Origin of the sequence: Portibacter lacus (genome assembly GCF_021533215.1) — a bacterium.
GTDB lineage: Bacteria > Bacteroidota > Bacteroidia > Chitinophagales > Saprospiraceae > Portibacter > Portibacter lacus.
Map to the genome: position 1 here is coordinate 33,587 of NZ_JAJNKA010000003.1, position 15,701 is coordinate 49,287.

General features: G+C 35.4%; 12 protein-coding genes. 7 read left to right on the forward strand and 5 right to left on the reverse strand.

What is annotated here, in order from left to right; all coding sequences use genetic code 11:
• Positions 1–25 precede the first annotated feature (25 nt).
• A complete protein-coding gene (locus tag L2586_RS05325; protein WP_235291761.1) occupies positions 26–1,048 on the reverse strand; it encodes a metallophosphoesterase family protein in 1,023 nt (340 codons plus the stop codon).
• A 369-nt stretch (positions 1,049–1,417) separates the two neighbouring features.
• Between L2586_RS05325 and L2586_RS05330 the strand changes: the two genes are divergently transcribed.
• The 5 genes from L2586_RS05330 to L2586_RS05350 all read left to right on the forward strand — a co-directional run bounded on the left by L2586_RS05330 (position 1,418) and on the right by L2586_RS05350 (position 7,151).
• A complete protein-coding gene (locus L2586_RS05330; protein WP_235291762.1) occupies positions 1,418–2,209 on the forward strand; it encodes an alpha/beta fold hydrolase in 792 nt (263 codons plus the stop codon).
• Between the two features lie 125 nt (positions 2,210–2,334).
• Entirely contained in the window at positions 2,335–3,972 is a 1,638-nt protein-coding gene (locus L2586_RS05335; protein WP_235291763.1) for a peptidase domain-containing ABC transporter, read from the forward strand.
• An 11-nt stretch (positions 3,973–3,983) separates the two neighbouring features.
• Positions 3,984–5,360 (forward strand): HlyD family secretion protein, encoded by a 1,377-nt coding sequence (locus L2586_RS05340; protein ID WP_235291764.1) that lies wholly within the window; start codon positions 3,984–3,986, stop codon positions 5,358–5,360.
• Between the two features lies 1 nt (position 5,361).
• Positions 5,362–5,742 (forward strand): acyl-CoA thioesterase, encoded by a 381-nt coding sequence (locus L2586_RS05345; protein WP_235291765.1) that lies wholly within the window; start codon positions 5,362–5,364, stop codon positions 5,740–5,742.
• The gene (locus L2586_RS05350; RefSeq protein WP_235291766.1) at positions 5,742–7,151 is read left to right on the forward strand and encodes a TolC family protein; all 1,410 of its coding nucleotides are present in this window, start codon (positions 5,742–5,744) and stop codon (positions 7,149–7,151) included. The genes L2586_RS05345 and L2586_RS05350 overlap by 1 nt, the downstream gene beginning before the upstream one ends.
• Before the next feature lie 86 nt (positions 7,152–7,237).
• Here L2586_RS05350 and L2586_RS05355 read toward each other — a convergent pair whose 3' ends face one another.
• From L2586_RS05355 to L2586_RS05370, 4 genes are all read right to left on the reverse strand, one after another.
• The gene (locus tag L2586_RS05355) at positions 7,238–7,447 is read right to left on the reverse strand and encodes a hypothetical protein (protein WP_235291767.1); all 210 of its coding nucleotides are present in this window, start codon (positions 7,445–7,447) and stop codon (positions 7,238–7,240) included.
• A gap of 283 nt (positions 7,448–7,730) precedes the next feature.
• Positions 7,731–10,841 carry a CHAT domain-containing protein gene (locus L2586_RS05360; protein ID WP_235291768.1) on the reverse strand — a complete coding sequence of 1,037 codons (3,111 nt, stop codon included), beginning with the start codon at positions 10,839–10,841 and terminating at the stop codon, positions 7,731–7,733.
• Positions 10,842–10,887: 46 nt separating this feature from the next.
• Positions 10,888–11,604, reverse strand: a complete 717-nt coding sequence (locus L2586_RS05365) for a tetratricopeptide repeat protein (RefSeq protein WP_235291769.1) — start codon at positions 11,602–11,604, stop codon at positions 10,888–10,890.
• Positions 11,601–12,173, reverse strand: a complete 573-nt coding sequence (locus L2586_RS05370) for an RNA polymerase sigma factor (RefSeq protein ID WP_235291770.1) — start codon at positions 12,171–12,173, stop codon at positions 11,601–11,603. Before L2586_RS05370 ends, L2586_RS05365 begins: the two co-directional genes overlap by 4 nt.
• A gap of 238 nt (positions 12,174–12,411) precedes the next feature.
• Between L2586_RS05370 and L2586_RS24780 the strand changes: the two genes are divergently transcribed.
• Positions 12,412–12,795, forward strand: a complete 384-nt coding sequence (locus tag L2586_RS24780; RefSeq protein WP_394804397.1) for a LytR/AlgR family response regulator transcription factor — start codon at positions 12,412–12,414, stop codon at positions 12,793–12,795.
• Positions 12,796–13,346: 551 nt separating this feature from the next.
• Complete coding sequence (locus tag L2586_RS05375; RefSeq protein ID WP_235291771.1) at positions 13,347–15,617, forward strand: CotH kinase family protein; 2,271 nt, start codon at positions 13,347–13,349, stop codon at positions 15,615–15,617.
• Positions 15,618–15,701 lie beyond the last annotated feature (84 nt).

The window sequence follows — 15,701 nt, forward strand, 5'->3', positions numbered from 1 at the left end:
AATCAATATGGGTAACTCTATGATTCTATGATTCTATGATCAGTTTTTTATCCTTATCTTCAAAGGGTGAAAATTCAACATTCAAATAAGCTCCACTAGCATTATCATCCGTTACTATTTGTGCCGTACCTTTGACTAATTCCATGGAAAATCGATGCGTATGTCCAGCAAAAACACCGAGCACATTTGGTGCAGAAAATACTTCCTTATGAAAATCAAAAGTCGCCTGGCTATGTCCCGATGCTGGCCACTTCGGTCTTCGTTCTATTTTATAATTGGTATCATTCTCTGCTCCCCAATTTGGATTTCCGCAACCAAATAACATTCGTTTTCCAGGAGCATACATCGGTATATGAACTAAAACGACAAGCGGCATTCCACTGTCCACTTGCTCTCTAAAGAATGCAAGCTGTTCCTTATTTACCTCGTAAGTAGAATTATCAATCGCCACAAACCGAACGCCTTTCACATCAGTGGTCGCCATGAGCGGATGCTTTCCTTGATATAACGGCAATAATCTCTTTCGAGTCCATGTATCTCGCAATTCATCGAGACTTCCTTCCATTCCCTCATAATGCCAGTCATGATTTCCAGCGATATAAATATAAGGGATGCCCGTCTCTTTTAATCGTTCTAACACCCATTCGATCGCAATCTCAGACGGAAAACTAAATAAATCACCCACCAATGTTAATAGATCTGCATTGGCTTCTTTTGCTAATTTAAGTGTATTAACAAAAGTCTCTTCTGGATTGGTCTTTTCTTGCGTTTTAAAATGGGTTGTAGAATTATAAGCTTTCGCCATTCGGCCACTAAACTCTTGATAAGGAACTCCTCTTTCATCATCTTTGAAAAGATGCGTATCTGTAATATGAAAAATACGAAGTGGTTCTTTAATTGCCTCGGAATAAAAGGATAGATTATTCTCTTCCACATTCAAACAAATCTTTGCCTTCTTCTTATTTTTTTTCGTGGTCAATGTTTTACCTGTCAGTCCTAAAGCTAATAAAGCGGCAGTGGATTTTTGAAAGAAAGATCTACGAATCATAATGGAATGGATTGTTTATATAAAGTTTTATGTATGTCAATTTTCGAAGTCTACAAATATATAAAATTTGACCTATCAATTAAAGTTGAAGGACAATAGTTATTTCACTGATGTTTATGGATCTTTTATAAAAAAGCATTTGATCTTATCAACGAAGTGAAACTAAAAATTAAACTGATCAATTTTGATTAGCTTTGTGAAAATGAAGCAACTTCTGCATTAAAAGAAATCCTTAATCAGCATCTAAAATTAACCCTAGTTAATTCTTCACCGTTGATAATAATAAAACAAGTACATTTCTTTAGCTATTCATTAATAGAAAACATATTATGGCTTTGTAAAAATTAGCGGAGCAGCAACCAAAACTATATGATAAAAATAACAAACTTAATATTCCTAATTTTAATGACAACAGCTGCAATTTCCCAAGTACCGAAGAAATCAGAACTCGTACATATTAATGGAAAAAAAATTTACTATGAAGCTTATGGTGAAGGCTCACCTCTAATTCTATTGCATGGTTATACTCAATCCTCTATATCTTGGAAACCATATGTTAAGGATTTTGAGAATGAATATGAAGTTTATATTATCGATCTAACAGGTCACGGTCAATCAGAACCATTTAAGGAAGAGTTGTCTATAAAGTCCGTCGCTCATGATTTGGATGCCTTGATCCAATATTTACAATTAGAAAAAGTCAAAGCTATTGGATTCAGTTTTGGTGGAGATGTCTTGTATCAATTAGCCTTAATTAATCCTCCTCTAGTCACATCTATGATCACCATCGGTGCAGTTGGCACTTGGTCTATTAAAGATTTCCCAGATTACTTACAAGCATTTACATTCGAAAATCGTAATAATTTCCCTTGGCTTCAGACATTGCATAAAGGTGATGAACAAATCATAGGTATGATGGAACAGTTTAAGAATTATACAGTCCGATTAAGTGATCTAGACTTACAAACCATAAAGCCAGAAGTACTTATCATGGTTGGTGATAATGACGAAGGAATGGATTTCATAGAAGTGTTTCGAGCTAAGAAAAATTTACCTAAGTCTGATCTTTGGGTTCTTCCTAATGTTGCCCACGGAGCACATGAAGGTGAAACAAGAGAAGAATTCATCATTAAGGCAAATGCTTTTCTATCTAAATTCTAGTTATGAAACGACCAGAACGTCATCTATTGTTGCAACACTTTTTAGTAAACGTTTTTTCGAAAAAGTATATTTGAAATCATAAACAAATCTCTACATTCCTTGTTAATAAACAAAATTCAGAATATATGGGGATGCCGCCGATGAGAAGGTTTTGGAAACTTCTAAAGCAATATCAGAAAGAAATTAGACAAATTTACGCATATGCTCTTTTCATCGGGATCGTCAACCTTACCTTACCACTCGGAATTCAAGCAATTATTAACTTCCTTCAAACTGGAGAATATACAACCACTTGGTTAATTTTAGTAGGCTTCGTATTAGTCGGAATTACGATAACTGGTATTATTCAAGTTCTTCAACTCAGAATAGTAGAAAACATCCAACAAGACTTGTTTACTCGCTCAGCGTTAGAATTTGCTTATCGGATTCCGAAAATATCATTTATCCAATTAGATAAAATCCACGCCCCAGAACTTGTCAATCGATTTTTCGATACCCTTACTATTCAGAAAGGGCTTCCTAAAATTTTAATTGATTTTTCACTGGCTGCTTTCCAGATCATCTTTGGCTTAACCCTACTTGCTGTTTATAGCCCTTATTTTATTGTTCTTGGATTTTCCTTAGCGATAATTCTATGGATAATTTTTAAATTCACTGGCCCCCAAGGACTAACTACTAGTCTAAAAGAAAGCAAGTACAAATATCAGCTGGCATACTGGTTAGAAGAAATTGCACGAGTTAATACTAGTTTCAAATTATTCTCTAAAAACAAATTTCACTTAAATAAAACAGACGACATCGTAGAAGGTTATTTGGTTTCAAGAGAGAAGCATTTCCAGGTTCTTATTAGTCAATTCAGACTTTTTATCGGATTTAAAGTGATCGTAGCAGCTGGATTATTATTGCTAGGGGGATATCTAGTATTCCAAGAGCGAATGAACATTGGCCAATTTGTAGCTGCGGAAATCATCATTATCTTAATCATCAATTCTATCGAAAAGATTCTAAGAATAATCGATACCATTTATGATGTATTGACTGCATTAGACAAAATAGGTTATATCACAGACATTGAACTAGATAAAAAAGGCGGAAACGCGACTGTTATTACGGAGCAAGGATTATCACTTCGAGCCAAAGAAATTGTTTTTGGTTTTCCTGATGATAAGAATAAAATAATAGACAAAGTATCGTTTGAAATCAATGCCAATGATAAGGTTTTGCTCACTGGTGAATCTGGTAGTGGAAAATCCATATTATTGAAAATCTTATCTGGAATTCATGAAATAGAAGAGGGCCAATTGTATATCGATGATGTTCCGTTTATTAACTATGAAATGGAAAAGCTATACGAAAACTTCGGCGTTTCATTTCCGACGAATCAAATTTTCGAAGGATCATTCAAGGACAATATCGTTATAGGTAGAAATATAAGTGATCGAGAAATTTCTGAAACGCTAAAATTACTCAACCTGGACGATTATCTAATTCATCAACCACAAGGTGTAGATAGTTTCGTGGATAGTGGAGGCCGGCGACTACCAAGATCCATCATACAGAAATTACTTGTAGCGAGAATTATCATTGGCAAGCCGAAACTCTTACTCATGGAAGATCCATTGCTATTTATCGAAGAAGATGAGAAGAGAAAGATTATCGATTATATCATGGATGAAAAACGAGATTGGACCGTTTTGGTAATCTCTGATTTTTACTATTGGAAAGAAAAGTGTAACAAGGTTATTAACCTTAATAAAAATTAAAGAATCTAGCTATGCTTAATATTTCTGAAAACTCCATAAAAGATTCTGTTGATTTACAAGAATTTAACTCCTACAAGTTAATTAGACAAAGTAGGATAAAAAGGTTAACCCTCTGGTTGTCTCTTGGATTTATATTGATCCTATTTTTATGTCTATTTCTGCCGTGGACGCAGAATATCAGTGCTAAAGGATATGTAACTACTCGTTCTCCAGAGCAAAGGCCACAAGGTATTCAGTCGGTTATAGCAGGGCGACTGGAAGAATGGTATGTGCAAGAAGGTGATTTCGTGGAAAAGGGCGATACTATTGTATTTATTTCGGAAGTAAAAAGCGAATACTTTGACCCAGAATTGCTTGCGCGAACAACAGAACAAATCAATGCGAAATCCCAAAGCATAGATTCTTATTCTGAAAAAGAATCTGCACTTGTTAATCAATACATCGCTCTTCAAGGTGCCTTAAAGTTAAAACAAGAACAGAATTATAACAAAATCAAGCAAGCTCGTAATAAAATAAGTATGGATAGTATAGACTTAATCGTCTATAAGAACAATTATGAAATCGCTACCAATCAACTATCACGGACAAAAGAATTATATGATAAAGGCTTAAAAACACTATCCGAGCTTCAAGAAAAAGAAAATAAAAACCAAGCAGCAAAAGCAAAAGTAAGTGTCCAAGAAAATAAACTGCTTAATCAAAGAAATGAACTCGTAAATCTAACCATAGAAATCCAATCTATCGAAAATGATTATGCAGATAAATTGGCAAAGTCCCAATCAGAAAAACAATCAGCAGTTTCTGCTAAATTAGAAAGTGTAGCAGCGACTTCTAAACTCAGAAATCAATACAGTAACTACAGCGAAAGACAAAAATTCTATTACATCACCGCGCCACAGTCCGGATACATTACTAAAACCCTGAAAAAAGGGATCGGAGAAACCGTGAAAGAAGGAATAGATATCGCGACGATCATGCCATCTAATTACAAACTTGCTGTGGAAATTTACGCCAGACCACAAGATATACCACTACTAAGCACTGGTGAAACGGTCCAACTTCGTTTTGATGGATGGCCGGCAATCGTAATAAGTGGATGGCCTGAATCCTCGACTGGAGTCTTTTCAGGTACCATCGTCGCACTGGATAAATTCATCAATGAAAACGGTTACTACAGAATATTGATAAGCCCTAATATTGAGAAGAAAGATTGGCCAGAAAAATTGAGCATCGGTACTGGTGTCAATGCATTCATTCTATTGAAGAAAGTACCCATCTGGTATGAAGTATGGAGACAACTCAATGGTTTCCCGCCAGATTTTTATACTGCAGAGAAAGTCAGCACAAAAGAATTAAAAAGAAAAGCACCTTTAAAATCAGTTAAATAATATGAATTTCTATTCCCGTAAATTGATAAAACCAGAGAATCTTAACGCTCGAAATACTTTATTTGGAGGAGTTTTGCTACAATGGATCGACGAAGAAGCTGGCATAAATGCTATGATTAAACTGGACACGAAAAATGTAGTGACAAAGTACATCTCAGAAATTGACTTCGTAAATTCTGCAAAGCAAGGTGATGTTATTGAAATCGGGTTAGATTTTAAAGCAATCGGACGTACTTCCATAAGCTTTTCATGCGAAGTCAGGAATGTATTTACGAAACAAACCATCATACGAATTGATAATATCGTATTTGTTAAAGTTGATGTTAATGGAAAACCTGTGCCTCATGGAAAAAACACTCATAATTTAAAATTGATAAAGTAATGAAGCGCGTCTTCTTATCGAGCATTTCTTTTTGGATCATACTCTTAGGGAGTCACTTTCAGGTGGCCCATGCCCAGTCAGACACTACCATTCTTACCTATAATGAATACTTAGAAAATATTATTCAGTACCATCCCATTGCTAAAAAAGCAGACTTAAAAATTAAATTTGCAAAGGCAGAAATGCTTAGTGCAAAAGGAAATTTAGACCCCGAAATATATGCGGATTGGAATCAGAAAAACTTTAGTGACAAACTTTATTATCGCCAATATCAAACTAAACTAAAATTGCCAACTCGTTATGGTGTTGACGTGGTAGGTGGATATGAGAATACAGAAGGTGTCTTCCTTAACCCTGAAAACAAAACGGATAAATTTGGATTATGGCACTTGGGATTAGAAGTCAATGTACTCCAGGGTTTATTAGTTAATGAGAGAAGAACAGCACTCGATCAAGCAAAAATATTCCAAGACCAAGCAAAAGTTGAACAGCAGCTGATCTTAAATGATTTAATCTATAATGCGACTACGGCTTATCTAACATGGCAACAATATGTATATTTTAGAAAAGTTCTCGTAGAAAATGAGGTGATTGCAGATACCTATTTCAATAATACTAAAGAGTCCTTTTTCAGTGGAGAGAAAACAGCAATGGATACCTTAGAAGCTTACATTGCCTATCAAGACGTCATCTCCCTCACGCAAAAAAATGAATTGGGATTGATCAAATCAAGGCAAATGGTAGAGAATTACCTATGGTATCAAGACTTGCCTATTGAGTTACAAAATAATACCATTCCAGAAAATTATATCAATCCGTTGTTCAGCAACTATGATAAGTTCGAGAATGCTAACCTCTCTAATCATCCAAACATTCAGTCTACCATAAACAAATTAAGTTTACTAGCATTAGAGCAAAAACTGAAGAGGGAAAAATTGAAACCTAAACTGAAGATTAAATACAATCCTCTTTTAGCGACATCTTCGAATAGTCTCATCCCGAGTTTCTCTGTGAATGATTATAAATGGGGATTTAACTTTTCTATGCCCTTACTTATGCGAAGTGAAAGAGCGGCGATTCAACAAGGAGAAGTTAAAATTCAAGAAGCTAATTTAGACATTGACCAAAAAAGGAATGAATTACAGAATAAGATAGAAAGCAGTTGGTTACAGCAATTTGTTCTTCAAGAGCAAGTCGTTTTACTTGGTAAAAATGTAGAAAGTTATCGATTACTTCTCGAAGGAGAAAATGAAAAATTCAACTATGGTGAAAGCTCTGTTTTTCTCTTGAATAAACGACAAGAAAAATATATTAATGGCCAGTTTAAGCTCATAGAAACAAGTATTGCAAAACAAGTTGAATTATTGAATTTCTTGTATTTTTCCAATCAGCTTATTTCGGATAATTAGTCGATTAGGATATAAGCTTATTCTTAATGGCCAAACTTATTTTTACGCTCAGAATAGTATTACTTCCCACTTCATCAAAACCTACATTAAGATGCGTGAGCATGGCCTGAGTAGCGGTAAAAGTCATTGTTTTCTTCATTCGGAAACCAAACATAAGCATCCTCATCTATAGATATACTGCTCGTATGGGATTCATGCAAGTATTCTATCTCAAATTGCTCCGACTGAGCACAAAGCATTGAATTAAAAAGGATAACAATGGTCACCTCACCAATTAACAATCTTACTACGGTCAATTTTTTAATTATTTAAATAAAGATGTGTACCAAAGTGATTGCTGGTGTGCTCATAGATGGCCGTGTTGGATGGGAAAAAAAAGTAAAGGCAATTATCTTCGATAACATTTAAGTATAAAATCAAATCTACAACAATCTAAACATTTTCTAAGTTCTAATTTTAAAATCAGAAAATTAGAACACAAATTTGACTTAAATCGAATTTATAGCTGAGCAATCCTCTCCATTATATTAAGCCTTATCATCAGTAAAATATGAGCACTTTGACAAAATAGATAATGCACTATTTCGGAATGCCCTTTTCCCGTCGCCTTTTAATCAAAAATCCACCAAATACAAGAATCAAAAGCAGGAATATAGTTAACCCAAAATACATGCTATTATGATTATTCAACGTTAATACCTGGTCATCTCCTAGCAATACAAATGCACTCCAATAATAAGGAAAGACATTTGAACTGCTTGCTAAGTAATCCAATTTTGCATTTCGGAGTGCTAAGGCTTTCGGTTCGCCATTCTCGATTTTCTTATAAAAACTGGTCATGATTTCTCTGGTGGATTCATCATTCGCTTGCCATAAACTCATAATGACATTATTCGTACCAGCGTGTCGAAAAGCTCTGCCCAGTGACATCACCCCTTCTCCTTCTTTATATTGTCCAAGTCCAGTATTGCAGGCACTTAAGACCACCAGTTCACTTGGAATATTCATATTGTATAACTCGTAAGCATGCAATATGTTATCACTTCCTGATTCACCCTCTGAGAATACCATTCCCGAAAGCATCGGATCTTTGTCATGGGTGTATGCATGCATTGCGAGGTGAAGTACTTTGTAATCAGCTGCCGATTTTATGAATTTGTCAACTGTCGCATCCTTCCCAATTAAAAAATCACCTCCCATGAGGTCACTGATTGCAGTCGCCTCCTTTTCAGTATATTGCAAAGAAGAGAATCCAGCTCTACTTGCTATAAACCCAGAAGGTGAACTAGGATAAATAGGAGCTACTGCTAACAATTGATTTTGCTTCCTTTCAGATCTTTCTACATCTGCATAATGCAAGGAAGTAGAAAAGGAATATTTAACAGTTCCTGATTTTAGCAAGTACGGTAGAAGACTATAGTTAATATGCTCACCCGAAGCAGGTTTCGTTAAGAGCAATTCAAACGGTAAGTAGTTCAAATTCCCATCTGGAATAATTAATAAATCTTCCTTATTGTAATTCGGTAATAGCTTCTGGTAGAGCCGATATGCATATTTCTGGTAAGCATAATAGACTGTGCGAGAATTACTTTGATTAATAGCAATTTTCTCATTTGAAATGATCGAAAGTAAAGAGTCTAGATCTGCTTCAAAATCAACAACCTTTTCTTTATAAAGCTTCACCGAATGCTGATCCACTCTTAGAATATAGAGATATTCAGAAGTTTTCAGATATTCATAAATTACATTGTTAGGTGCGAGTTGGTTTTGGACATCACCTAGTGAAAGGGTTTGACCTTCTTCGCTTATTTTTGCAGTTATCGGATAAAGCTTAGTAATCTTAGCTTTAATTCTTTTGCGCTCTTGTTCTAAGTCAAATATTTGTGCACTTATGATGGCATATCGATCATCTTCCTTGAATTGATTTTGCTCAGCAGTGAGTTCTGCGATCTTACCATTAATTCTGCGCAATTCACTTGAAAGGCTATCTGGTATCATTACATCTTGGATTCTCTTTCCAGAATGAAGCGCCTCTAAGAGCACTAGTCCTTTATCTTTCTCTATAAAATAAAAGGCTTCTGATTCCAGATCACCCATTTGGTAGCAGATTTCGAGACCTTCAGCATAAACTGCATGCCCCTGATTTCCCAGATTTATCTTTGCAGAAGTTGTTAAAAAAGAAGCTCGAGATTCATCTAGTAATTGATCAGCTGAAAGAATAGTTTTCAGCCCAGCATCTAGGTATTGGTTATTATTTTCAAGCTTAGCCAGTTCTTGTAATTTCTCAGCTTTCTTAATCATGATTCGCACCGACCAATCTTCATAGAAAACTTGGTCAGCTCTGGGATTATCCTCTGGATTTTCATATTCCCATCCTCTGGATAGCTCCCAAAGTCCTTGCTGGTAAATTTCGATAGCCTTCGAGGCATCCTTTGTTGTCCGCGCTAAATTAAGACATGCTAAAGACCGGTCATAACTTTTTTCCGGTGCCATTTTATAAGCTCTATCATAAGCTTTCAAGAAAAGGTCGTGAGCAAGCAGGCTATCTCTATTTTCTAAGTAACACACACCTTTGCTTAACCATAATTCTATCCATCTAGCATGGTCTTTAGAAACCGAAGCTTCGAAAATCTTTTCATTTTCCTCGTAGTACTCAATTCCTTTGGTTCTTAAGGCTCTTACGTCAGGATGAGTAGCATCAATGTCTGATGACGTTTCTTCTAATTGGCCTGCAAGATAATTGTAAGCCTTCCCCAGATTCATGGTTGAGTTACCTTCTTGGTAACTGTACTTGCCATTGTGAATCTTCCTATACATTTGCTTTGCAATGGTATACCACTGAATGGATTCTTGATGCGATTTCGCGGATTCTAATACATTACCCATTTGGTGGTAGGAATGTGCTAGATCTATTTCAAATTTGGGTGAAAGTTCCTTATAGATCTCCATTGCTTTAGAGATATAGATTTTAGACGACTCGAAGTCATTCTTGCGCTGATACATTTGAGACAAACCATTGTATGCTTGTGCTTCAGCATCTTTGTTACCGTCAGCAATTGCACCGTTTAGAGCAATAGTTTGTGTTTCTATAGCCTTATCTATCTGTCCCCAATCTTGATATATTCCAGAGATTGATTTAATAGTTCGTAAAGTACTATTGGCATTATTTCCTAGTACTTGGATCTTCAGAGGAAGAGCTAATTGGTAATAAAAAAGCGCACTATCCATCGTCCGCTTTTGCTTGTAAGCGGTTCCAATGTTGTTGTACATATAACTAGTGTACTTGATCCGATCATTTTCTTCTGAAATACTTTGATAATATTTCATCGCACGTCTATTATTTGCAATCGCTTTATCATATTGATGAAGGTCTAAGTAAACTTGACCTGCAGCATGATATAATCGTGGTTGCTGAATAATAAATGTGTCTTTGTATTTGGTTTCGAAGTGAGCAATTGCCTCTTCGATTTCATTTTCAGCTTTCTCGAATTGATAGAGATCTACATAATTGTATGTTATGGCGTATCGGGTCTGATAGTACTGAGGCCAGTTTGCTTCCGCAATGAAGTAGGTCAATGCCTGTGCGTAGGCTTTATTACTTTTCTCATATTCATTTGAATTAGCTAGTTGCTCTCCCAGATCGAAGAATTCTTTTCCGGAAGACTGAGCGCTAACATTGACATTTATCAAAAAAGCAAGAGCTATTATAAGATGATATAGATTCAGTTGCTTAGAATTACTTATGAATACTAGATAGAATTTCTTCAGTTTCTGTTTTTTTATAATTACTGATAGATAAGAGATAATTAAAATGTTGGATAGCCTCTTTTCTATTGCCGATTTTAAGATTACTCAAGCCAAGGTACCAGTATTTTTTATCTCTCAAGACACTGTCGTCTGTTATTTTGGTCAATGTTTTAATCGCTTCCACAAATTGATTCTTATTCATATATGCATTCGCGATCATCATCTGGAGTTCAGGAGTTTCATCTACATTTTCAGTCATCTTTAGAAATGCATTATAGTCTCCATCATTGTATACTTCTTTCATTTCATCTAAAGAACTACCTCTTTCAGCTTGTGCAACATACGTTTCAAAATTTTGAGCAAAAAGATCTTCCGAGTTTATCTGATTAGGAGCATAAAAAGCAAAGAATGCAATCAGAAAGATAGCAGCAATGCCACCTGCCCATTTTATGATAGTGATGATAGAACGGTTAGTTTTTCTAGGTGATTCATCTGCAACAGCCTCATTCCTTACGTCGATCTTAGCTAATTTAGATCTTAGCTGGTCTCTTTCAAGCAAATGAGCTCCTTTTTTAACTGCTAAGAAGTAATCATATTCATCCTTAATGCTTTTATCATTTGCTAAAATTGCAGAGAATGCCTTGGCTTCAGTACTTGACATATTGCCAGCAAAATACTTTTCAAAAGTTTTTTCATCATTTTTCATAGATCGCTAATACCTTTAGATTTAAGTAGTAATCGTAATTTTTTCATACAACTATATTTCTTTTTCTTAGCCTTATCTGCGTTTTCTAGATTATTTCTGCTCGCAATTTCAGCCATGTCGTAGCCCCAAAATGCCCAATCCATAATGATATTACTGCATGGATTACCCATATAGAATAATTCAGATTTCACGATCTGTACATCTAGACTTGATTCAAGTATTCTATCTTGATCTTCTGAAATCAGAGCAGAAGACTCTTCAGCCAATTCTAAATATGCTACATTTTTATTAGTCGTAGTGTGTCTTAAAAGGTCAACTGACTTATTATAAAGGATACGATATAGGTAACTACTTAGTTTTGATTCTCCTTTGAATCTATTCGTGTCAATATTCCATATAGTCGCAGAAATGGTATCAGCATACATATCTTTAATCTGATCAGCAGACAGGTGGAGCTTGCTTTGCACAGTTTGCATCATGCCTATATGACTATTGAATAGATGATCTACCGCCAATCTCTTAGCGCGTCCCCCTTCTCGAATGGCGCTCAATAATTCTTTGTCTTGCATAATTATTTACACAAATGGATCTATGGGGATAGATGAAAAGATGTAACAAATAAAAGGTTTTTTTATCTAAAATCACTCCATAGTCGATAAAATAGTATCCTAAAAGTAAGATTATGACCTTTTTTAAAAGACTTCGACTAATAAGAATAACGCAATAGAAAGTTTGAATTTAAAGCATTGAATTGAGTTAAAACCTAGAAAATTTGATATTAATCTAATAAATCTGGAGTAAATGAAAATGATCAAATTAGAGAGTCCTTACAGATTCACCTCATCAATATCAGTCCTTCCATATAAGGAGAAGCTTTGCATAGCAACGCAAAGCGGTCATCTATTTATTAAGAAAAAAGATATCTCTTATCTTCAATCAGATAGTAACTACTGTATCATTCATTCTGCTACGTCGAAATTAATTTGCTCTCAAACTTTGAAGAAGGTATCGTCGAGATTAAATTCATCGAAGTTTGTTAAAGTACATCAATCATATGTAGTGAATGTGGACAAAATAAAGTTTATCAATTGCTCTTATACTATAATAAAAATGAAAGATGATACCGAAATTCCGATAGCCAGGGCTAAAAAAAGGGCTTTAAAGTTAGCCTTGGCCCACCACTGTGACTAAGTTTATAAAATGAACAAGCAGCGGTTAAAATCCTCTTGTATTTTTTATTTCATTAAAAAATTGACCTAAATAAAAAGACTTCGACTAATATAAATAACGAAAGGATTCAGATAAAATGATTTCGTTTTTACTAAAACCAATATTACCTGCATCACCCCAAAATTTGAAAATTAAATTTCACTTAACAGAAACGAATTTTTCAAATGTGATCATTTATGAAGAGCGAAAATAACTTATGATCTTTAGTTATTATTGTTGAATACAAGTTGCATAGCAAGCAAATGACCAAGCAAAGATCAAGACCAGTCCATTAAACCTCTCTGCGGGCAGGCAACATCTATTTAACAATTTACCTTATTGCTAATTGTTTGTTTGCCCGTTGATTTTATCCAACGTTTAGAAAAAAAGCTTCCACACCATCTTAGACAAGACGCTTACAGCATCATCACTTCCACTTCAATGCGTATTAAGTTTTTAAAAAAAATTTTTACTTCCCGAAGGAATTCTCTTCCCAGACTGTCTAAATAAAAATCAATCACTAAAATCAAATTATGAAACAAATAATTTTTACACTAATTATGCTTTCAGCGACCTTAACATATGGTCAAGATTTCTATGATCTGGATAAGGTCCAAACCAAAGAAATCACCTTTGCAGAAAGCAACTGGGATGCATTGCTCGATGCCCAGAAGTCGGGAGATGGAGACTATATACTAGCACAAAGTGTCACCATTAATGGAGAAGTCTTCGATAGTATCGGAGTCAAATACAAAGGAAATAGTTCTTACAATGCTAACCAAGTAAAGAATCCTTGGCATATAGAATTAGACACCTATAAGGACCACGAATATGATGGGTATACTGATATCAAGTTAGCAAATGGTCATAATGATCCGTCATTTCTTAGAGATGTCTTGGGTTTCCAAATCATCCGACAGTACATGGATGCGCCACTTTCTAACTACGCTAATTTATATGTCAATGGTACGCTAATCGGGCTTTATACGAATACAGAATCTATTTCTAAGAAATTTGTTAATAGTCGTTTCGGTTCGAAAAACAATGCCTTCTTCGATTGCAGTCCACCAGCTGGAGCAGGACCACAATCAACTGACTTCCCTAATCTAGTTTTCATGGGCCAAGATAGTTCTGACTACTATGACTCCTATGATATCAAATCTGATGAAGGGTGGCAAGAATTAATTGATCTATGTGATACACTTTCTAACCATATAGATGATATCGAGCAGATACTAGATGTCGATCGAGCTTTATGGATGCTCGCATTTGACAATGTAATTGTAAACCTTGATAGTTACATCGGAAATTTCGCCCAAAACTATTACCTATATCGAAGTGATGACCATCAATTTCTGCCTATCGTTTGGGACTTGAATGAGTCTTTCGGCGTTTTTTCGCAGACAGGAACGAGTAATCTTAACAATATTACGTCGAAACAACAGATGGATCATTTATTACATGATACAGATGCGCAATATCCATTAGTACAAAAATTATTGAGTGTGCCCATGTATAAAAGAATGTACTTAGCGCATATGAAAACGATGCTTTTAGAGAATTTTGATAATGATAGCTATTTTACATCAGCAATGGCAATGCAGTCTACGATCGATGCATCTGTTCAAGCTGATCCAAATAAGTTCTTTACCTACAACAACTTTCTTGACAACTTAGAAAACGATATTAATGGTGGTGGCGGAGGTCCAATGGGTGGAAATTCTACTCCAGGTATTACTAACTTAATGGAAACTCGAAGTAGTTATTTATTAGGATTGTCAGACTTCACACAAACTGCTCCTTCTATTTCAGAAATAGCTTTGTCTGTTGATAGTCCACAAGTTGGCGACAACATTACGATCACAGCTAACATTGCTGAAGGAAACACCGTTTATCTTGGGTATAGAAATGAGGCGCCTTCACCTTTCACAAAAGTAGAAATGCTTGATGATGGAGCTCATAATGATGGTGCTGCTGGTGATGGAATATATGGAGTTGAACTTAATATTAATGATGTTTCTGTGCAATACTATATCTACGCTGAAAATGACAATGCTGGAATGTTCTCTCCCCAGCGAGCTCAGCACGAATTCTATACCATTACCGGGACGACGGAAACTACAGTCGCTGGTGATATCGTAATCAATGAATTTATGGCTTCTAATGATGCCACCGCTTCAGACCAAGATGGTGATTTTGATGATTGGATAGAATTATACAACAATACTTCTTCGGAAATTAGCTTAGCTGGATACTTTCTTTCTGATGATTCTGAAGACTTAACGCAATGGGAAATTCCGGCCGGAACAGTCATCGAAACAAATGGATATTTAATCATCTGGGCAGATGAAGATGATCAAGAAGGATTGCATGCTAATTTCAAATTATCAGCTGGAGGCGAAACGATCTTTTTGGTGGATTCGCTAGGAACCATCGTCGATCAAGTTACCTATGCTGACCAAGAAACAGATATTTCATATGGTAGATTCCCGAATGGAACTGGAGATTTCGCCATTATGAGTCCGACTTTTAATGCGGAGAACATGATGACTTCAAGTACTTCTAGCTCACTTGTAGATTCACCTGAATTAAAGGTCTATCCGAATCCTGCAGATGATTCCTTCTATTTGGAAGTAAATAATGAGGAGCAAAATGAAAACGTAGTCAACATTTTCAACATCAATGGAAAATTGACCTACCAAAATACTGTTTCTGAAAACTTGTCCATCGATTGTAGTACTTGGGCACCAGGTCTATATATCGTAAGAATAGGAAGCTCTTATGTTAAGATGCTGATCAATTAATAATGTGAATTGAACACCTGCGTAAGTTTATGTGGATGAAAAATGCGGTAGTTGCTTTTAGAGCAACTACCCAATTTTTCATGA